16 protein-coding genes and 2 pseudogenes are annotated in these 20,362 nt (G+C 67.5%); 11 read left to right on the forward strand and 7 right to left on the reverse strand.

Annotated features, from left to right (window positions below; genetic code table 11):
• Nucleotides 1-337 precede the first annotated feature (337 nt).
• Entirely contained in the window at nt 338-961 is a 624-nt protein-coding gene (locus D0Z08_RS31620) for a hypothetical protein (RefSeq protein WP_147381327.1), read from the forward strand.
• Nucleotides 962-1,973: 1,012 nt separating this feature from the next.
• Here the strand turns inward: D0Z08_RS31620 and D0Z08_RS05490 are convergent.
• Complete coding sequence (locus tag D0Z08_RS05490; RefSeq protein ID WP_220454060.1) at nt 1,974-3,611, reverse strand: (2,3-dihydroxybenzoyl)adenylate synthase; 1,638 nt, start codon at nt 3,609-3,611, stop codon at nt 1,974-1,976.
• Between the two features lie 281 nt (nt 3,612-3,892).
• Between D0Z08_RS05490 and D0Z08_RS05495 the strand changes: the two genes are divergently transcribed.
• The 3 genes from D0Z08_RS05495 to D0Z08_RS05505 all read left to right on the forward strand — a co-directional run bounded on the left by D0Z08_RS05495 (nt 3,893) and on the right by D0Z08_RS05505 (nt 6,950).
• Complete coding sequence (locus D0Z08_RS05495; RefSeq protein WP_118923419.1) at nt 3,893-5,233, forward strand: MFS transporter; 1,341 nt, start codon at nt 3,893-3,895, stop codon at nt 5,231-5,233.
• 437 nt (nt 5,234-5,670) lie between these two features.
• Nucleotides 5,671-6,105: a hypothetical protein gene (locus D0Z08_RS05500; protein WP_118923421.1), complete on the forward strand. Its 435-nt coding sequence runs from the start codon at nt 5,671-5,673 to the stop codon at nt 6,103-6,105.
• Nucleotides 6,106-6,128: 23 nt separating this feature from the next.
• Entirely contained in the window at nt 6,129-6,950 is an 822-nt protein-coding gene (locus D0Z08_RS05505; RefSeq protein ID WP_118923423.1) for an alpha/beta fold hydrolase, read from the forward strand.
• Nucleotides 6,951-7,745: 795 nt separating this feature from the next.
• Here D0Z08_RS05505 and D0Z08_RS05510 read toward each other — a convergent pair.
• Entirely contained in the window at nt 7,746-8,516 is a 771-nt protein-coding gene (locus tag D0Z08_RS05510; protein ID WP_118923425.1) for an IclR family transcriptional regulator, read from the reverse strand.
• 102 nt (nt 8,517-8,618) lie between these two features.
• Between D0Z08_RS05510 and D0Z08_RS05515 the strand changes: the two genes are divergently transcribed.
• The 5 genes from D0Z08_RS05515 to D0Z08_RS05535 are packed head-to-tail and all read left to right on the forward strand — an operon-like array spanning nt 8,619 to nt 13,141.
• On the forward strand, nt 8,619-9,482 hold the full coding sequence (locus tag D0Z08_RS05515; protein ID WP_118923549.1) for a 2-keto-4-pentenoate hydratase: 864 nt from the start codon (nt 8,619-8,621) through the stop codon (nt 9,480-9,482).
• A complete protein-coding gene (locus D0Z08_RS05520; protein WP_118923427.1) occupies nt 9,482-10,438 on the forward strand; it encodes an acetaldehyde dehydrogenase (acetylating) in 957 nt (318 codons plus the stop codon). The genes D0Z08_RS05515 and D0Z08_RS05520 overlap by 1 nt, the downstream gene beginning before the upstream one ends.
• On the forward strand, nt 10,435-11,475 hold the full coding sequence (dmpG, locus tag D0Z08_RS05525) for a 4-hydroxy-2-oxovalerate aldolase (RefSeq protein ID WP_118923429.1): 1,041 nt from the start codon (nt 10,435-10,437) through the stop codon (nt 11,473-11,475). The genes D0Z08_RS05520 and dmpG overlap by 4 nt, the downstream gene beginning before the upstream one ends.
• Nucleotides 11,472-11,948 (forward strand): Zn-ribbon domain-containing OB-fold protein, encoded by a 477-nt coding sequence (locus D0Z08_RS05530; RefSeq protein ID WP_245993667.1) that lies wholly within the window; start codon nt 11,472-11,474, stop codon nt 11,946-11,948. Before dmpG ends, D0Z08_RS05530 begins: the two co-directional genes overlap by 4 nt.
• A complete protein-coding gene (locus tag D0Z08_RS05535; RefSeq protein WP_182481169.1) occupies nt 11,945-13,141 on the forward strand; it encodes a lipid-transfer protein in 1,197 nt (398 codons plus the stop codon). Before D0Z08_RS05530 ends, D0Z08_RS05535 begins: the two co-directional genes overlap by 4 nt.
• Nucleotides 13,142-13,165: 24 nt before the next feature.
• On the opposite strand, the gene D0Z08_RS05540 is transcribed toward D0Z08_RS05535, so the two are convergent.
• Complete coding sequence (locus D0Z08_RS05540; protein WP_118923431.1) at nt 13,166-14,350, reverse strand: phytanoyl-CoA dioxygenase family protein; 1,185 nt, start codon at nt 14,348-14,350, stop codon at nt 13,166-13,168.
• A gap of 151 nt (nt 14,351-14,501) precedes the next feature.
• On the opposite strand from D0Z08_RS05540, the gene D0Z08_RS05545 reads away from it, so the two are divergent.
• Nucleotides 14,502-15,065 carry a MaoC family dehydratase gene (locus D0Z08_RS05545; protein ID WP_118923433.1) on the forward strand — a complete coding sequence of 188 codons (564 nt, stop codon included), beginning with the start codon at nt 14,502-14,504 and terminating at the stop codon, nt 15,063-15,065.
• Between the two features lie 360 nt (nt 15,066-15,425).
• Entirely contained in the window at nt 15,426-15,581 is a 156-nt protein-coding gene (locus D0Z08_RS31935; protein WP_182481170.1) for a hypothetical protein, read from the forward strand.
• Nucleotides 15,582-15,984: 403 nt separating this feature from the next.
• On the opposite strand, the pseudogene D0Z08_RS05550 reads toward D0Z08_RS31935, so the two are convergent.
• From D0Z08_RS05550 to D0Z08_RS05565, 4 genes and pseudogenes are all read right to left on the reverse strand, one after another.
• Nucleotides 15,985-16,197, reverse strand: a pseudogene (locus tag D0Z08_RS05550) (transposase); the annotation flags it as partial.
• Between the two features lie 46 nt (nt 16,198-16,243).
• Nucleotides 16,244-17,770 (reverse strand): tyrosine-type recombinase/integrase, encoded by a 1,527-nt coding sequence (locus D0Z08_RS05555; RefSeq protein ID WP_220454061.1) that lies wholly within the window; start codon nt 17,768-17,770, stop codon nt 16,244-16,246.
• Nucleotides 17,771-18,184: 414 nt separating this feature from the next.
• Nucleotides 18,185-19,237 carry a tyrosine-type recombinase/integrase gene (locus tag D0Z08_RS05560; RefSeq protein ID WP_118923435.1) on the reverse strand — a complete coding sequence of 351 codons (1,053 nt, stop codon included), beginning with the start codon at nt 19,235-19,237 and terminating at the stop codon, nt 18,185-18,187.
• A gap of 103 nt (nt 19,238-19,340) precedes the next feature.
• Nucleotides 19,341-20,357 (reverse strand): annotated as a pseudogene (locus D0Z08_RS05565) (IS256 family transposase); the annotation flags it as partial.
• Nucleotides 20,358-20,362: the final 5 nt, after the last annotated feature.

The following is a 20,362-nucleotide window of genomic DNA, read 5'->3' on the forward strand; positions in this document are numbered from 1 at the left end:
GGACGGCAGTTGATCGCGCTTGAGCCCGGACTCACCGATGATTCGATCCGGTCGGATTCGGTGAGCGCGCCGGAACAAGCGAAAGCCCTTGCGGGCCGAAGGGCATCCGTCGAGTGCAACCCTCCAGTTTGCGCGCGACGTCGGCGATGTTCGACGACCCCGAATCTAGTGTCGTCGGCGGGCTTGGTGCCGGTCGTCGTGCTGGCCGACCGAGCGAGGTTGCGCATGTTGCCGTTGAGCACCTGACGGTGCCGACCGACATGGCGCGAACAATGGCGCGAACGCCGGGCTGAGGGTCTACTCGCTGGTCGCGGGGATGGCCGCGGGAGCCGATTCGATGGACGACATGGCGGTGCTTCGGCATGGCGGGATGGGCAGGTCTTTCGCCCGGTCCTACGCGCCCTCGACGTTGGCATCGTTCCTGCGGGGGTTGACTTTCGGGCATATCCGTCACCTCGACGCGGTCGCCTCGAGGTTCCTGCGCGCGCGGCGGACCAGCCTGGTTGGCACCGAGATATCCATGCGCGCCGATGACCAACAGGGCGGGTACACGTGGGTCGACGTGGACGACACCGCGGTCGAGGTCCCAGGTCGCGCCAAGCAGGACACCGGGCTTGGCTACAACAGAATCCGTTGCCTGAACGCGCTGCTTGCCACGCTCACGACAACCTTCTCGCCGGTGATCTTGGCGCAGCGGCTGCGCAGGGGGCAGTGCAACTCCTCCCTTGCGCGAAGCGGCTGGTCGGCGACGCGACCAAGACTGCCCGCCAGTTCCCTGGCTCCGGGGCGCGGATTCTGTGCGAATGGACGCGGCGTTCTTCGGCCGCGGACCGGTCCACGCCGCGTTGAACGGCGGCGCCGGGTGTCGGTGACTGTCTGGATGAACGCCCAGATCAATCGCGATCGCCGCCATCACCGACGACGCGTGGACCACCATCGAGTACACCGACGCGATCGTTGATGAAGCCACCGGACGCTAGATCCGGCCCGGAACCTGCTCGGCCCTCTGCTGTGCGGCAAATGCGGTGCACGAGATCTCAATACCTCGGCGCGCGAGGCTAATAGTGCGACGGATCCCGGACCTGGACGTCAACAGGCACCGCTCCGCCGGCCAGGACGCCCCTATTCGACCTGCGGCGGTTCCACGCGTTCTTCACCCACGGCGACCCCGCCATCCTCGACACCGTCGCAGCGGACCAGACCCACCGCGGTCCGGCGATCATCGAGCAGGTCCACGCGGACCTGAACCCCGCGCTCGCGCACCTTCCGTCCGGGTGTCAGCAACGCTCGAATCTGAGGCCGATCCGGCGCCTTGGTTTCCAGGAGTCATCGCAACCTCTGGGTAGGTGCGGACGTTAGCAGTGCATTGAACAGCTCGACTGGCGCGCGTCGCCGAGGATGAGTCGCGGGCGGCCGTTGAGCTCGTTCTCGACCTCAATGCGACGCATCACCCTGCACCTACCCGAGACCGGCCCTGGGAGGCTGCCTGGACCCAGCTGATCACCGGGCCGCGGACCCATCGTCCAGCCGCAGCGTCCAGACCACCCAGCCGTCACCGACGGCCCGCCCCTGAAGTGGAACGCTTTGGCAGCATGGCCAGGCGCTACGCCTTAGCTGCGGGGGCATGCGGGAGTGGGGGCGTGGTCTGATCGGGCCGAGGGCCGCCGACGTCGGCGGGCGCTGGACCTGGGCACGACGTAGATGCTCCTCCGGGTCGCCGTCCCCTGGTGATTGCCCAACTTCGAGGCCCGACGGTGCGGCAGGTGCCCGGGACCGCCACGGCGTCGGGCCACATGCGCGCGTTCGACCATTTGGTGGCTTGATGACCACGCAGTGCTCCACGAGCGCCGGTCACTGGTGCGCTACGAAACCTTCTGTGCCCTGGACGCGTGGTCGCCCCGGGGCGACCGCTGCCGGATCGGGCGCGTTCGTAAAACCGCCGGGCACAGCCTGCCTGTCCCGGCCAGGATGACTCAACGGTCGGTCAGAGGAGCCGGATCCCCTCCTTGGCGCGACGTGCGGGAATGATCCGGACCGATTGGAGACTGGCCGGCGACCATGCGCCGCACCTCGCTCTTGTCGATCTTCCCGACCTTGGTGAGTGGTAGACCGGGCACGACGAGGAGGAGTTCGGGAGTCTTGAAGCGGGCAACCTTGCGGGCCTCGAAATGCTGGGCGACCGCCTCGATCGTCAAGTCTGGCAGGTCGCGAGCTGTGACGACAACTGCGGCAATCTTCTCGCCAAGCTCCGGGTCAGGCGCGGCGACGACGGCGACCTGCTCCACCCCCGGCAGGGCATACATGATGTTCTCGATCTCCTCTGCCGAGATCTTCTCACCTGCGCGGTTGATGACGTCCTTGAGCCGGCCCTCGACGACGAGGTTGCCCGTGGGGTGGACGCGGACCAGGTCCCCGGAGCGGTACCAGCCACCCGGGGCAAAGGCTCGTCGGTTGTGCTCCTCTGCGCGCCAGTAGCCACGGATGGTGTAAGGGCCCCGAGTCCACAGCTCACCAACCTCGCCAGCGGGCACGTCAGCGCCCTCCGAGTCGACGACCCGGACCTCGTCCCCCGGGCTGATGGGTCGTCCCTGCGTCTGCCAGGCCACCTCCGGAGGATCGGTTAGCCGGGTGTAGTTGATCAGCCCTTCGGCCATCCCGAGTGCCTGCTGGAGGCGGACCCCGAGGCCGGGCTCGAGACGGCGAGCCACCTCCTCCGCGAGTCGGGCACCGCCGACCTGGAGAACGCGGAGGGAGGGCACGTCGGTTCCGGTTGAGACGGCGTAATCAAGCCAGCGTTGCGCCACTGCCGGAACCGCGGCTGCGTGAGTCACTCCGTGCTTGTTCATCGACGCGAATGCCGCCTCCGGCTCGGGCGACGGGTTGAGGACCGCGGTACCACCGGCTTCGAGTACGCCGAGCACGCCTGGGCAGCCCAAGCCGAAGTTGTGGGCGACTGGAATGCTCGCCAGGAAGACTGTGGAGCTGTCCCACGCGCAGGCCTCGCCGCTCGCGCGCAGGTTGTACACGTAGTCGTCGTGGGTGCGCGGGATCAGCTTCGGGGTGCCGGTGGTGCCTCCGGACAACAGTAGGAGGGCGACTGCGGACGGCGCTGGATGCGCAAGGCCGGTGATCTCCGAGGAGGTCGATGCCAGCTGCGAGAGATCAACCGCGTAGTCCGGAACCTCGCTGATGGGCTCGGGAGCAGCGACCAGCAGGTGCCGAAGTGACGGGACGTCGCCCACGAGGCGCGCGCCCATCTCGGCCAGGTCGCGACCGCGGTGCCGACGGGGTACGACGAGCGCGCGAGCCTGACTACGAGTCGCAAGGTCGGCCAGCTCCGACTCACCGTGACTCGGCAGGGAGAGCACCGGCACTACACCAAGACGCGTGCACGCCAGGACCATGGTCACGATCTCCAAGCCGTTCGGAAGATGAACGAGCACACGGTCGCCGAAGTCTCCTCCGCGCAACCCCAGTTGCGCGAGACCGCCAGCCAGGGCCTCGACCTGCTGCGCGAGCTCGGCGTAACTGAGCGATCGCTCGCCGTCGATCAGGGCGGGATGCGGCGGGGCGTTGCGTGCCCATTGCGCCGGGAGGGATCCGATCGGCACCCCAGCCCACCATCCGCGGTCGCGGTATTCCCTTTCTTCGTCTTCTGGCCAGGGCACGCATCCGGTGCTGACCGGCTCCACAACGACAGGGCCAACAGGCATCTCAACAGTGTCCTCTCATCATGGGCGCGGTGCTCGGGGGACCACCGGACCGAACAATCGAAACAAAATCTTGACGATAGGTCAAGCATGTGTTTCGCTTTTGTGAAAGCGGTGACCCACGTCACGAACCGCAGCGTGGCGCCATCCATTCGGAGCCCAACCCGCAAACGAGGATCAACATGCCCGCCAACTCTCTCGCCCCTGAATTGCCACGGCGCAGTCCGTCGTTCGTCGTCCTGATCTGCTTCGTGACGATCGTCTTCGACGGCTATGACCTTGTCGTTTACGGCAGCACGATCCCGTCGATCCTCGAGTACCAGGAGTGGGGGGTCACGCCAGAAGAAGCCGGCGCGATCGGAAGCTACGCGCTCGTCGGCATGTTGATCGGTGCGCTGAGCGCCGGAGCGCTCACGGACATCATCGGGCGCCGCAAGATCATCCTGGTCTCGGTGACGTGGTTCTCGCTGGCGATGGGTTTGTCCGCTCTGTCATCGAGTCCCGAGATGCTCGGGATCGTGCGGTTCCTCGCCGGCGTCGGCCTTGGTGGTGTGGTGCCCACTGCGATTGCACTTACTGTCGAGTACTCGCCGAAGAGCCGGCGGCAGCTGAACAACGCGCTGATGTACAGCGGCTACTTCGTCGGTGGCATCCTCACCGCCCTCGCGGGACTGGTCCTGTTGCCGCACGTCGACTTCCGGGTCATGTACGCGATCGGTGCGCTCCCGCTGATCCTCGTGGTTCCCGTGGCATGGCGCTACCTGCCCGAATCGCCCGCCTTTCTCGTCGCCAAGGGCCGACACGCCGAGGCGGCTGCTCTGGCAAGCCAATACGGGATCGACCTCAACGAGAACGGCCAATCCGCCCGGTCAGCACCTGACGAGGTTGACCGGCTGGCCGGCATTCGCACGCTCTTTAGCCGTCCTTACCTGGCAGCCACACTGCTTTTCCCCCTGGCCAGTTTCTGTGGACTTCTGCTGGTCTACGGCCTGAACACCTGGCTGCCGAGCATCATGAGCTCTGCAGGCTTCGAGCTGGGCCGCTCATTGGCCTTCCTGCTGGTGCTCAACGCAGGAGGGATCATTGGCACGATCTTCGCCTCCAGGATCGCCGACCGGATCGGCGTGAAGCCCGTCGCTGTCGGAGCCTTCTTGTCTGCGGCCGCGGCGATCCTCCTCTTGAGCGTGAACCTGACGCTCGCACTGCTGCTGCTGTGCGTTGCCATCGCCGGGGCGGGCACTGGAAGCCAGATCTTGGTTAACGGATACGTCGCTGTCCACTACCCGGATGCGAGCCGAGCCACGGCCTTGGGCTGGTCGCTCGGGATCGGGCGCGTTGGCGCCATCCTCGGCCCGATCTTGGGTGGGCTCGTGGCCGGCAGCGCGCTCGGCTTCCAATGGAACTTCTACATGTTCGCAGCGTTCGCGGCAGCAGGCGCGATTCTGATCTCCGCAGTTCCGAGAACGCGAGCATCCCGGGGTCGCCGCGGCGACCAGGTTGGTCGTCTCGAACGGGCGTCATGACCCTGCGAGCACCCTCGCGGAGGAGTGGACGCCTACATGCACCACGGTCCACACCGCACGCGTTTCGCTGCGCAAAGCCGCCGACGAGAGCACCATGTTCGCCTGCCGTCGGCTGAGGCCCACGGCGACGTCATGTCCCTTGCCGAGATGGATTCTTGCTGCCGCGGCCAGTCGCCGCCGGGGTTGTCCCGAGACCAGGCCTTGACCAACCCCGCCTCATCCAGCAAGCCGACGGCGGTCCGCCTTCGACGCCGCCACGGACGCTTCGCGGCTATCTCGGCACGAGACGTCATCGATGAACCACTTCCCATGCCCAGTCAGGTTCACGGTTTCGTGCGCAGCCGAAGTGAGACGCGGCGAGCCCTTGACCGATGCCGGCCACGGTCCTACGATCGACCAACCGTCCAGTCGGTCGGGTAATGTGAAAAGGAGACGGAATGGCTATCGGGACGCTCGACCGCAAGGACGAGTTCGTCGGTCGGCTCAACGACGACGAGGAGTTCTCGTCAGAGATGCGCTGGTTTGACGGATCAATCGCGGTGACAGTCGGATCCGAACAACTTTGGCTGAAGATCTACCGCGGCCAGGTGATCGACTCGATGGACCACACACCTGCTTTTGGTGCGACGATTGGCCTCGCCGGATCCGAGGATGCTTGGAGCAGGGTCGTATCAGGCGAGTTGACGTTTAGTGACGCCGTCTCAGCGGGCTCGCGACACTTGGCCTCTTATGCAGATGCCGAGGTCGAGGGCGGGGGCTACCGAACGCCAGAGATCCAGATCAGCGGCAACGGATTCGAAGCTGGCCGGGTCCATGTCGGGCTGCGTCGCCTGGTTCTTCTCTTTGCTGAAACCTATCGTCGCGTTCGCTGAGCCGGACAGAAAGGCAGGCACCCATGTCTACTGAGGAACTAACCGGCCACTACATCCGCATCGACGGGACTCGGACGTTCTACGATGAGATTGGCACCGGCATTCCATTCATCGGAATTCACACTGCAGGATCGGACTCGCGGGAGTACCAATATCTACTCCCACTCCTTGCTGCGCGAGGGTTTCGTGCTGTAGCGCTTGACCTGCCCGGGCACTCTCGTTCGTATCCGCAAAACTGGCGCGCGACCACGAGTCTTCATGAGCATGCGGAGTTTGTGTTCCGTTTTGCACGAGAGGTCTTCGGTGACGAGAAGCCAGTCGTCGCTGGATGCTCGATCGGCGGTTGCATTTCCTTTGATCTGATTGCGCACCACAGCGATGCCTTCCGCGCAATCATCCCGATGGAAGGTCTGGCATGGGGCTCTCGTATCCTGCCGGCGCCGGTCGATCTAGCGCGTCCGTCGTGGTCGACTGCGTGGAAGCCATTCCTGGAGTATGCCGCAGTCGATTCGCTCGGAAAGCCGACGTTGGCGCGCGCGGAGAAGGTGAAGGAGCTTTGGTGGCAGCACCAGAATGCGCACGAGGCTGGAAACGGGGACATTCAGGGCTGGGCCGCGCACGACGTGCGCCATTTGTTGGGCGATTCCCAGTGCCCTGTCCTTGTCGTGAAGGGAAATGATGACTTCTGGCTCCCGGCCGAACTGATCGAGCAGTCTGCAGCAATGGTCGGCGATCAGGCGGAGATTGCGATGCTCGATGGTATCGGGCACTACCCCATGTTTGAGGATCCTGAACTTATCGCAGACCTCATTGCAGACTTTGTCAAGCGGCGCGTCGTCGAGTAGCAGAAATATAGTGCGCACACTCGCCTAACGCTGTGTGACCGCAGGTGGCGCGCCGGCCGGGGTGTGGTGAGCCCCGCGCCCGGACCACTACCGGCGACGCGCCTGCCAAACAATAGGCCTCATTGACGTGGTGGCCGCCGCTCGGAATAATCCTGCGGCGGCCACCGCCCCACGTATCTAACATCTCCTTCGGCGGCGGAGAGAGCTCGAGAGAAGGGACCGACATGAGCGCACCGAGCACTCCGTCGGATTACAAGGATCAGCTCCACTGTCACGGACCTCGCCTCGCAGGTCATCATGCACCCGGTTCCAAGAACTGATTGGCTTGTATTGCGGCGACGGAGACAGATGTTTCCGTGATGCGACGCCGATTTTGGTTTCGATCGCGCCTCCGGCCGTGCGGTTGCGTGCACACTGTTCAGTGAACAAGCCATCCTGTGGTCGGGGACGGCCACGGCCTCGCGACCGCTTCTGACGGTCGAGCGCGATGTGGTGTCCTGCGTAGGGGAGCCGCGTCGCCGGCCCGTTCGTTGAGCACCGCTGCCCTTGAGGATGCCGATCGTATCGACCGCGTTCGTGCGGGGAGTCCTGGAAGGAGTGGTACCGGGACCCCGGGCGGCGCCTGGGCCACCCGGGATCCCGAGTCTGGAGTGTGACGCGCGCCGTGCGACGCTGAGGCGGGTCTCGCGACACGCTGCGGACCACCGGGGCGCTCGTAAGGTTTGCAGGTCCTCGCGCCGCCTGTCGCCTAACCTCCCGATCACCGGGACTCGCCGACGCCGGCAGGCGGGTGCCTCATACTCCGCTGCCGAGGTTGCGGCGGCGCTGGATCGTGCTGCCGAGCCCGGCCGCGGCCGCCCGGATCGCCGCGACGTGCTGCTCGGGGCGGAACCGGCTGGTAGGACCGGTGACGCTGAGAGCGCCGACGACCTCCTGGTCCTCCAGCAGCACCGGCGCTGCCGCGCACACGATGCCGAGGGTCGACTCTTCCTGCTCGAACGCGACACCTTGCTCGAGGATGGCCCTCAGTTGGCGCTGGAGCCGGCCGGGGGCGATGATCGTGTGGGGTGTACGCCGCGCCATTGGCGCCGTGAGCACAGCGTTTTGAAGATCAGGATCTGCGTGGGCGAGCAGGGCTTTGCCGATCGCGGTGCAGTGCAGCGGCATCCGTCCGCCGGCACGCGACGGCATTCGCGCCTGCCGGTGACCGCCGATCTTGGCGACGTACACCACCTCGTGGCCATCGCGGACGCCCAGGTGCACGGTCTCGTGGGTGCGCTCGTAGAGGTCCTGCATGAACGGCATCGCAACCTGCAGCAGGCTGCGCTCCACCGAGGCGCGCATTCCGAGCTCGAAGAGTCCACCGCTGAGCCGGTAGCCGTGCTCCGTCCGGTCAAGCATCCGGTGCTGCACTAGCTCGTTGGCGAGTCTGTAGGTAGTTGCCTTATGTAGCCCGGTTCGGCGCACGAGCTCGGCAAGGCTGACCGTTTGGTCGTCGGCTGCGAATGCATGCAGGATCCGCATCGCCTTGCCGAGCACGGTGTCGAGCGCCACCTTTTCGGACATTGGGCCTCCTGACCCGAGCGTATCGCTGAACGAGACGATCCGCTGGCATGAAGAATCTGGCCAGCCGCAGAGTGGTTGTCGATCGCGAATGAAGGGCGAGTGATGACGGCACCGAAGTACGACGCCGCGTGGGTCGGCGCGACGGCGATCTCGACGCGGCCGACGACCAGTGTGGCACCCGAGGTGATCGTGGCCGCGGGCGTTCGCCTAGTCGAGGCCCACTTCAGTGGGAGCCCGTGCGCGCCGGTCCGGGACATGATCGGTGCCGACGACATCGCGGCGGCGTACCTGGTTCAGCAATATTTCAATGACGCGCGCCGGGCGCGGGGCGCCCGGGTGGTAGGTCGAAAGATCGGGGCGACTTCGGAGGCGGTGCAGGCCCAGCTCGGCGTCGACCAGCCCGACTTCGGGGTGCTCTTCGACGACATGGAGTATGGGGACGCCGAACTCATCCCAATTCGGCGGCTGCTACAGCCGAAGGCGGAGGCCGAGGTTGCGTTCGTGCTGGCTGAAGATCTCGCCGACGGCCCGTTGGACCTCGCTCGGATCCGTCGGGCGGTCGGCGCGGTTGCCGCGGCGCTGGAGATCGTCGACAGCCGGATCGCCGACTGGAATATCAGCTTCGGTGACACGGTCGCTGACAACGCCTCCTCGGGTCTCTACGTGCTCGGCAGCGAGCGGCGCACTCTCGGCGAGGTGGAGCCGGTCGACGTCACGATGTCGATGACGATCGACGGCCGCGAAGTGTCCAGCGGCAACGGCGCGGCCTGCCTCGGCGACCCTATGCGCGCCGTCGCTTGGCTGGCCCACCAGGCGCGCACGTTCGGCGACCCGCTGCGGGCGGGGCAGGTGGTGCTATCCGGCGCGCTCGGCCCGATGCGTCCTGTCCATCCCGGCGGAGTCGTCGTCGCCACCATCTCCGGGCTCGGCACCGTGACCGCCCGGTTCAGCGAGGAGGAACAGTGATGAGCAACATCAAGGTCAAGGTAGCAATCATCGGATCGGGCAACATCGGGACCGACCTGATGATCAAGGTGTTGCGGACCGCCGAGAACCTGGAGATGGGGGTGATGGTTGGCATCGACCCAGCCTCCGATGGGCTGGCGCGCGCTGCCCGGCTCGGCGTCCCGACGACTGCGGACGGGGTGGGCGGTCTGGTGGCGATGACCGGCTTCGAGGACATCGAGATCGTCTTCGACGCGACCTCCGCGAAGGCCCACGTGGCGAACAGTGCACGGCTGGCGCCGTACGACAAGCGGCTGATCGACCTGACGCCGGCAGCCATCGGGCCGTACGTCGTGCCGGCGGTCAACCTCGACGAGAACCTCGACGCTCCGAACATCAATATGGTCACGTGTGGAGGCCAGGCCACGATCCCGATTGTGGCAGCCGTTGCCCGGGTGGTGCCGGTGTTGTACGCCGAGATCGTCGCATCGATCTCCTCACGCTCGGCTGGCCCCGGCACCCGCGCCAACATCGACGAGTTCACCGGGACCACTTCGCGGGCGATCGTCGAGGTGGGGGGCGCGAGGCGCGGCAAGGCAGTGATCATCCTCAATCCGGCAGAACCGCCGCTGATCATGCGGGACACCGTGTTCTGCCTGGTCGCATCGACCGAAAAGGGCGTGGCCGACGAGATCGCGACCTCGGTGGAGAAGATGGTGGCCGATGTCGCGGCCTACGTGCCCGGCTACCGGCTCAAGCAGTCGGTCCAGGTCACCGAGATCCCGTCGGATCAGCCGGTCGAGACGCTGCTGCTGGAGGGTGAGACCCAGCGCCCCACCCACCAGGTCTCGGTGTTCCTCGAGGTCGAGGGGGCTGGCCACTACCTCCCGGCGTACGCCGGCAACCTCGACATCATGACCTCCGCGGCCCTGCAGGCGGCCGAGCGGATCGCTGCAGCAAAGGAAACCACCCGATGAGCACCCCCGAAACCACGTTTCCGATCTTCGTCCAGGACGTCACACTTCGCGATGGCATGCACGCCGTCCGCCACCGGATAACGCCGGACAACGTTCGCCGCATCGTCGCGGCGCTCGACGCTGCTGGCGTCGACGCCATCGAGGTAGCGCACGGGGACGGGCTGGCCGGTGGCTCCGTCAACTATGGCCCCGGCTCCCACACCGACTGGCAGTGGATTGAGGCCGCGGCTGAGGTGATCGGCAGCGCCCGCCTCACAACATTGCTGCTGCCCGGGGTCGGCACCATCGCGGAGCTCAAGCACGCCTATAGTCTCGGCGTCCGCTCGGTGCGGGTCGCCACCCACTGCACGGAGGCGGACGTGGCCGCGCAGCACATCGCCACCGCCCGCGAGATCGGGATGGACGTCGCCGGGTTTCTGATGATGAGCCACTTGGCACCTGCGGCCGAGCTCGCCGCGCAGGCGAAGCTGATGGAGTCCTACGGCGCGCATTGCGTGTACGTCACCGACTCCGGCGGACGACTGACGATGACCGACGTCGCCGCACGGGTCCTGGCCTATCGCGACCTGCTGGACGAGAACACCGAGATCGGGATCCACGCTCACGAGAATCTCTCGCTCTCCGTAGCCAACTCTGTCGTGGCCGTCGAGAACGGGGTCTATCGCGTCGACGCCTCACTGGCCGGCCACGGCGCAGGGGCAGGCAACTGTCCGATCGAGGCGTTCGTTGCGGTCGCCGACATTTGCGGCTTCGACCACCGATGCGACGTGTTCGCGCTCCAGGACGCCGCGGACGACATCGTACGCCCGCTCCAGGACCGCCCGGTCCGGGTGGACCGCGAGACTCTGACCTTGGGGTACGCCGGTGTCTACTCCAGCTTCCTGCGGCACGCTGAGTCGGCGGCAACCCGCTTTGACCTCGACACCCGTTCGCTGCTCATGGAGTGCGGACGACGTGCGCTTGTCGGCGGCCAGGAGGACATGATCATCGACATTGCGCTCGACCTCGTCGCCGAACGAGAGCGGGCTGCGACGTGACCGCCGCTCGTGACATGACGGCGATCCCGGTGATCGAGGGCTGGTTCACGACGGGAGAGGAGCCGCGGCTCGTCGCGTCGCGGTGCACCGCGTGCGGGACCCTGGTGTTCCCGCCGCCCCCGCCGGAAGCGGCGAGCTTCTGCCGCAACCCGGTGTGCGACGGCGAGCAGCACGAGCCGGCCGAGCTGTCCCGGGCCGGCCGGGTGTGGTCCTACACGGACGCGCAGTACCAGCCGCCGGCGCCGTACGTCCCGACCACGGACCCGTTCGAGCCGTTCGCGCTCGCCGCGGTCGAGCTGCCGGAGGGTCTGGTCGTGCTCGGCCAGGTGGCCGACGGCTACGGCGTGCGCGACCTCGCGGTCGGCGCCGAGGTCGAGCTGGTCGTGGAGTCGCTCTACGAGGACGAGACCGGGGAGCGCACGATCTGGCGCTGGAAGCCTGTCGTGGAGCTCGGCGAGGAGGCAGACCAGTGAGCAACGCGATCGCCGTCGCCGGTGTCGGCATGCACCCCTGGGGCAAGTGGGGCCGCCCGTTCGTGGAGTACGGCGTGCACGCGGCCCGTACCGCGCTTGCCGACTCCGGCATCGCGTGGCGCGACGTCGACTTCGTGGTCGGTGGCGAGACGGTGCGCAACGGCTACGCCGGCTACGTCGCGGGCTCGACCTTCGCGTCGGCACTCGGGTGGAACGGCGCGCGGATCGCGACGTCGTACGCCGCCTGCGCGACGGGTGCCCAGGCCCTCGACACCGCGCGGGCGCGGATCCTCGCGGGTCTGTCCGAGATCGCGCTGGTCGTCGGTGCGGACACCACACCGAAGGGCTTCCTCGCGCCGAACGCCGGCGAGCGGTGGACCGACCCGGACTGGCTGCGGTTCCGGCTGCTCGGCATGACGAACCCGGCGTACTTCGCGCTCTACGCGCGCCGCCGGATGGACCTCTACGGCGCGACCAGCGAGGACTTCGCGCAGGTCAAGGTCAAGAACGCGCGGCACGGGCTGGAGAACCCCTACGCCCGCTACCGCAAGGAGGTCGCTGTCGCGGACGTGCTCGGCTCGGCGATCGTCTCGGACCCGCTGCACCTGCTCGACATCTGCGCGACCTCCGACGGAGCGGCCGCGGTGGTGCTGACCAGCCTCGACTACGCGCGCCGGCACGGTCTCGGCGGTGCTGCAGGGCCGGTGCGGGTCGAAGCGGTGTCGACGGTGACGCCGACCTTCCCGAACACCGTCATCGACATGCCGCTGCTGTCGACCGATCACGCCGCGGGCGGGGCGCCGGAGCGGACGTTCAAGGAGTCGCTCGCGCTCGCGGCCTACGAGGAGGCCGGCATCGGCCCGGACGACGTGGACGTGGCCGAGGTCTACGACCTGTCGACCGCGCTCGAGCTCGACTGGATCGAGGACCTCGGGCTCTGCAAGCGTGGCGAGGCTGAGGTGCTGCTCCGCGCCGGCGACACCACGATCGGCGGCCGGATCCCGGTCAACCCGTCCGGCGGCCTGGCCTGCTTCGGCGAGGCGGTGCCGGCCCAGGCGCTCGCCCAGGTCTGCGAGCTCACCTGGCAGCTGCGCGGCCAGGCGACCGGTCGTCAGGTCGAGGGTGCCCGGGTCGGGATCACGGCGAACCAGGGCCTGTTCGGCCACGGCTCGTCGGTGCTCCTCGCCCGCTGAGCGAGGCAGCGAGCCCTGGGCCGCTCAGACTCCGGCGGGTCGCGCGCCGACGTTTTGGCGCCGCTTGGCCATGTCGGATAGGACGGCCTCGAGCGCAGGCTCCTTCGGCAGCGACAGTGGTATGTAGAGGACCTTCCGCTCGTACTCGGTCGGCGGCAGCGCGGTGTGGAAGAGACACGAGGCATGGACCGTAACGTCCCCGGCGGCGGTGGTCAGGAACTGTGGCTCGAGACCGCCTCGCACACCGTGGTATCTGATGTTCGGGATCAGTGCTCGGTGCGATCCCGGTATCACGCCGAGCTGCGCGGAGCCGGGCCCGGCGCCGGTCACCTGGATGCCGATCGTGAGCGAGCTGCACACGAACGAATGCATGCCTCCGTCGCAATCGCGGTGCCAGGGGATGTCGCTAACCCCGGTGACGACACCGATCGGCTTCTGAAGGGCCTCGACCGCGGAGGCGTGCTGGTAGCCGTCGTCCGTGACCTGGACGGCATGGTTAAAGGCATCGGACGCGAGCAGCCGACGCACGGCGTCGCTCTTCGCGGCGAAGTCCAGGACCCGTGCCGGCAGCTGCGAGCCGTCGGCCAAGGTCACCCACCACGAGCCGTCCGTCGACGTGCACTTCGCGAACTCCCGGTCCATGTCCTCCGCGATCTCCGCCATAAGGTCGGCGTCCAGCCACCCCGACAGATGAAGGTAACCCGCCTCGGCGAGGAAGTCCTGCATGTCGGACCTCTCTGCAGCGGGGCCGAAGGAGGTGCCGAGGTCGAGTGCCCCTCCGTCGGGATTCCGAAGCACGACTGCGCCGGGGCTGTAGAGCGGGATCCCGTCGATAAGGGAACGGAGGATGGTCTCCCAGCAGTTCGTCGTCCCGCGCGTCCCGCTGGCAAGGACCACGCGTTCGACGTTGAACAACATCTCCACGGTGGTCAGGTCGTTGAGGAAGTCGCTGAAGTCGTTGTCACTGAGGTTGACCGAGGTGCCCCCTGATCTGCCAGCGCTAACCTGAACTCCGACCTCGCCGCACGAGAGGGTCCACGACCCCGACTCGGTCGTCACGGTGAGGGACTCAGCCGTGTACAGGTGCGCGGACTCGACCATGTCCGAGCGGCCCGCGAGGAGCACGGGCAGCTCGTCGTGGAAGAACGACGCAGCCGTGCGCGGCCTGATGTCGGCGCTCGTCCGGAATCGGATATCCAGCTTGCTCACGGTGCATCTCCTTGCTCGCGTTGCACACAGCGCACTTCGCGGGGCCGGCGGACAGTGGATCCGATCAACCGTAGGCAGTGAGTGGGATCCGTCAGTGTCGCCTCCCGTTCAGCGGGAACGGACGTGATCAGGGACCGCTTCTGCTGGCGGAATGGCCAGGGTGTCGGAACGCGAGGGCACTGAAGCGACACGCGAGAGGGAAGACTTGACTCCTGAAGAGACGAAGGCGCAGGCACCGGATGTTCGCCTGTGCAGCACCCCACCGCTGGTGGTCGAGGGTCTCGAGGACCTCCGGGGTTCTGTCGGCGCGGTCATCGGTCCGACCGAATGGCTGCAGATCGACCAGGCCCGGATCGACGCCTTCGCCGACGTCACCGGCGATCATCAGTGGATCCATGTCAACCCCGAGCGCGCCAAGGATTCGGTCTTCGAGTCGACCATCGCGCACGGCTATCTGACGTTGTCGCTGTGCAATCTCTTCTTGCCCCAGTTGGTTGTCGTCCGCGCTGTGCGGATGGGCGTGAACTACGGGGCCAACCGGGTTCGGTTCCCGGCTCCGGTCACGGTCGGATCGCGGATCCGCGGAGCCGCCGAGATCTTGGCTTGCGACGACGTCCCGGGCGGCGTCCAGGCGACGATCCGGATTACCGCCCACATCGAGGGATCTGCCAAGCCAGGCTGTGTCGTGGAGACCCTCAACCGATGGATGGCTTGATCCGCGCGGGTCTGCCTCAATAGGAGTCGGCGCGATCCAGGATTCGACCAAGGCGCGTCCTCTACCCAAGAGGTATGTGACACCTCGTCGGTCGAGGAAGGCTGGGGAACGCTGAGGGTGGCGGGTGGCGAGTGCGGCGCGCAGTCGGACCGGCTCGGCTGGCTTGGGTCGGGGGCAAGGAAGTTCGTTCTGGTGTGATCGCTCGGGGTCTGATGTGATCGCTCGGGGTCTGACAAGTGTCGTGGGTGACTGTCAACCTCCACGTCGGCGCGAGTGAGGACCGGATGAAATCAACAGACGGTCAGGCAGCAGCCGAGTCGGCATCGAGAAGGCCGGGAATGCGACGAGCGCGAACGTGCGGTGATCGACCTGGTCGAGCGGGTCATGGTCGCGATCGGTGAGCGCGATGCTGCGGTGGCCGAGACCGAGAAGCGCGCCGGTGAGGCGCTGCGGCAGTTGCCCGAGCGCGAGGGCCCGGCCGAAAACGAGGCGGCGACTTGGGCGGCGAGACCGTGACCGTGCGCCAGGCGACGCACGTGCGGCGACTCGCCCGTGAACGCCCACGCTGGCGCCGACGACGAGCAGAGCGAGGTCAAATCGGCGTTCGCGGCCCGCAGGGAGTGGCAGGGGAAGCCGACCTGGCGCGGGTCGCAGCGTGTCAGACCTCGATTCAGCCTGGCTCCGAGACATCCGGTGTCTAGGCTTTGGATCCGCGACGGACCAGTCCCACGTGGCGGGTCGGGACGATCGGCAGCCATGCTGAGGTCATCGTTCGCGAGGTGCGGAACGTCGCGGACTGCCTGATCGGGGACAGTAGGCGACGGATTTTTACCAGACCAGATGCGGTTGGTTCTCGATTGCGTTGACCACGCGAGACAGAGTCCCGCGGGGTGGTGGGCTTTGAGGTGATCCTCGGTGCCTACTCGCCGCTGTCGATCGCGGCGATGGAACCAGTATCGCTGTCGGGGTAGAGCAGCGCCATGGATCCTTCGGACAGGTAGCGGCGGTCGCCGGCTTGCCATTCGTCGTGCATGTCGGCGAGCACGGCTCCGACCAGCCTGATCACGGACGCGGGGTTGGGGAAGATCCCGACCACGCGGGCGCGGCGCTTGATCTCCTTGTTGACCCGCTCGATTATCCGGCCCTCGTGGTGGGGTCAAGGTTGTGCGCCGGTCGTTTCATCTTGGCCGGATGCTGTTCAGGTGCCCCTCGAGGGCGGTCGCGACGTGCCGGTGTCGTTCTTGTTCGGCGGTCCAGCCACGTTCTTCGGCGTCGTCCTGCAGCGCTCGGACGTCGGCGAGTTGGTCGGTGAGCGCCGGCTCGAACTCGGCGGCCGGGGTGTAGTTGTCGCAGGTCTCGCAGATGTTGGCGTAGGGGCAGGGGCCTTGGGACTCGTGGCGGGAGCAGTAGCCGTGCGCGACGCGGGTCTTGAGCATCTCGCTGGCCAGCCAGGAGATCTTGTCCGGCACGATGGGCCGTCCGACCGGGGTCAGGGCGAGCTGGCGGCGCATCTTGCCCATCGCCTCGTCGTAGGCGCCCCGCAGGGTGGGCGATGCCAGGGTGGCGTAACGGATGGTCATCTCCGGCGTGACGTGTCCGAGCAACGCCATCAGCGCCTGCAGCGACATCCCGGCGTTGGCCAACGCGGTCGCATAGGTGTGACGCAGCTGGTGCGGTGTCACCGTCAGCGGCTGCCCCGCGGGACCACGCAGGCCCGCTGCTTCCGCGGCGGCGAGGAGTCCGTTGCGCAGCCGGGTCGCGCCCAGCCGGCGGCCGTGTTCGGTGAACAAGAAGTCGGTAGGACGGCCCGTGCGTGGGTGCGGGATCGGGCGATGGACGCCCCGCCGCTGAGCCCACTGGTCAAGCGCGGCCAGGATCGCCTCGTCAAGCGGGACGGAGCGTTCGGTGGCGAGCTTGCCGAGCGGGACTCGAAGCCAGGTCCCGGCCGGTCCGTAGTCCACCACCGCGTCGAGCTCGACGTCGAGGAGTTCCCCGACCCGCAGGCCGGCCCCGCGCAGCACCAGCAGGCCGGTCCGGGCGAACCGATCGGGCAGGTCGGCGACGGCGACCATCAGCCTGGCGTCCACGTCGGGCGGAAGGGCTCGTGGCAGTGGCCGGTCGAGCTTGGGGACGTCGGCGGCGAACACCAACCGACCTGTCGGTGCCTCGGCCCAACTCCACCCGGCGATGTCCTCGAGCAGGTTGCGCAGGCTGAGCACGGCAGCCTGGGCGACCGCCGCCGACACCGGCTGGGGACGAGCCTTGCGGCCACGCCAGGGGCGGCTCCGGTTCCAGATCAGGAACTCCTCGACGTGGTGGCGTTCCAAGTCCCGCAGCGTGGTGAGGTCGGGGTGGTGGGCGGTGAGGAACTCCGCGAACGGCAACAGGTCGTTGACCAAGGACTCCACCGAACGGGGGCGCAGCACACTCGCGCGGGTCTGCACGTAGCGCAGCAATACGGTCCGGATCGCCTCGGCCATCGCGACCTCGGCAAAACGCTGCTCCAGCGTCCGGGACCAAGGCCGGCGCCGAGGCGGAGCGTCATGGACGCCGACCTCGAACAACAGCTGCCGCAGACTGGCCAGCCGGGCACGGTAGGCACGCAGCGAGGACCGCGACAGTTGCATCGTCTGGCCCAACTGCTCGTCGAACTCGGTGACCACCTGCTGGCTGAGGTCCGCGACCGTGCCGCCGTGCCAGGCCAAGACGACGGCGAGACACTCACCCAGGACGGTGTCGACCCAGGCCAGGGTCCAGCCCAGCCGCAGGCCGGCTGCCCGGGCGGCGTCGAAGTCCTCGGCATGGCGGGCTTCGACGATGGCGCCGAGCCCGGTGAGGTTTCTTGGCCGCTGCCAGTTCCAGGTCCAGTCGTAGCCGGCCGGTGCCGATCAGGAACACCAGCAAGGGCCACGCGCGGGTGCGGCGCAGCTCGGCGACCCGGTCCGCGGTCGGCTGTTCCATCCAGGCCCACGGATCCGGATGAGCGGCGAGGAACCCGCGGGCACTACGAAGCCGGTCCCGCAGCGCCCGGTCACTACACCCCAGTCCGTGACAGTGCTCGATGTAGGCGCTCATCCAGTCGTGGTCCGCCATGGTCGCGTTCCTGGCGACGGCGGTGTTCACCGGAGGTCCGCCAGGGTCGCGCGGGCGGCCGCGTACTCGGCAGCCAGATGCTCCACCGACAGGTGCACGTACCTGCTCGTGGTTTCGGGGCTGGCATGGCCCATCAGCTCCCGTAACGCCAGCAGGTCGATCCCCGCGGCGGCAAGCTCGGTGCCGTAGGTATGCCGCAGCCGGTGCGGTCGCACCCTGGTCGCTCCCGAGTTGTCCCGGTGCCGCCGAAACAGCGCCCGTAGCCCCGCTTCGCTGACCGGCGCGCCGGTGGTGGGGCCGCGCAGCACCACGAAGCACTCCGGGGTGGTGAGTCCGCGGGGTCGCTCGTGGCGCAGGTAGGCGGCGAGCTCGGCGAAGAACGCGGCGTCGACCGGGACCACCCGCTCCCGTCCACCCTTGCCAACCACCCGCAGCCGTCGTCGTCCCTGGTCGACGTCCTTCAGGAGAAGCCCGCGTACCTCGGCCGAACGCAGGCCACCCAGCAGCATCGCCAGCACCATCGCCCGGTCCCGATGGGTCCGCAACCCCGACATGAAGGCCTGCACGTCGGCCAGATCCAGCGACTCCGGAAGCCGACGCTGCTCACGCACCAGACGCCCGCCGCCACGTGCACGACCCGGGCCGAGATGGCCGAGCATGCCGCGGGCGGTCGGCCGCAGTCCCTGACCCCGCCGCGGTGCGGGGACCGGATTCACTGCACAGACCTTGCTCATCACCAGGAACTCGAAGAACGCGCGCACTGCGGCGACCCTGCGGTTGATCGTCGCGGGCGCGGCACTGCGTGGTGCGAGCCGGACCACCTTCCCCGACGCCGGCGTGCGGGCACCCTGCCAGTCGACCCACGCGAAGACGTCCATCGGCTCGACCGAACCCAGCGCGACGTCCCGCTCGTTGAGGAAGCGGGCGAAGTTGACCAGGTCGAAGGCATAGGCCCGGACCGTCGCCGGCGAGAAGGCCCGCGCCCGTAGATGCGCCAGGAACTCGTTCCCTACTCCGATCCCGGGCCAGTCGCCGACCAAACAGTGCTCGCCATCCACAACCTGTGCCGACACCGTCATCGCGGCTTCCCTTCATCCACCGTCAGCATTGACCTGCCAGCAGGCCACCGCAGGGACCTCACGCCGCTAACGGGAACGTGTCCTCTGAGGACCGGTTAACGGATAGGGGGTTGGTGGACCAGATCTTCTGCCAGTGCGCCCGCGGGAACGCGGTGAAGGCGAGGACCTCGGCCTTGGCCTCGTCCATGAGCGGACCGATCTTGGGGAAGTTCTTGGCGAGCTGGTCGCGGACCTGGTCCCAGGTGGCGCTGACCGCGTCGGCGTCGGGCTGGGCGAAGACCGTGCGGAACACCGCGGCGACCATGTCGGCGTGGCTCTTGGGGACGTGGGCGAGGAGGTTGCGGGCGAAGTGGACCCGGCAGCGTTGGTGGCCGGCGCCTTGGAAGGACCGCTTCAACGCCTTGACCAGCCCGGAGTGTTGGTCGCTGATGACGAGCTTGACGCCACCGAGGCCGCGCTGCTTGAGCGCGGTCAGGAAGCCGCGCCAGAAGGTCTCGTCCTCGCTGTCGCCGACATCAACGCCGAGGACCTCCCGGGAGCCGTCCGCGGCGATCCCGGTGGCCACCACCACTGCCATCGACACCACCTGCCCGGTGGTGTTGCGGACGTGGAGGTAGGTCGCGTCGAGGTAGACGTAGGGGAACTCGATGTGGTCCAGGGCCCGGGTGCGGAACGCACCCACCTGCTCGTCCAGGCCGGCGCAGATCCGGGAGACCTCGGACTTGCTGATGCCTGAGTCGATGCCGAGCGCTTCGACCAGGTCGTCGACGTTGCGGGTCGAGACGCCGTGAACGTAGGCCTCCATCACCACCGCGTACAACGCCTGGTCGATGCGGCGACGGGGCTCGAGGACCGAGGGGAAGAACGAGCCCTTGCGGAGTTTGGGGATGTGCAGGTCGACGTCGCCGGCCTTGGTCGACAACACCCGCGACCGGTGGCCGTTGCGCTCGGTCACGCGGTCAGGTGTGCGTTCATAGGGTGCGGCGCCGATCCGTTCGGTCGCCTCGGCTTCGATCAGTTCCTGCATCACGACCCGGACCGACTCACGGATCAGATCGACGCCGTCGCCGGTGCGGAACACCTCGAGCAGTTCGGACAGGGCAGACTGGGGCAAGGCCATCGGTG

It is taken from the genome of Nocardioides immobilis (genome assembly GCF_003515065.1).
Classification (GTDB): domain Bacteria; phylum Actinomycetota; class Actinomycetes; order Propionibacteriales; family Nocardioidaceae; genus Nocardioides; species Nocardioides immobilis.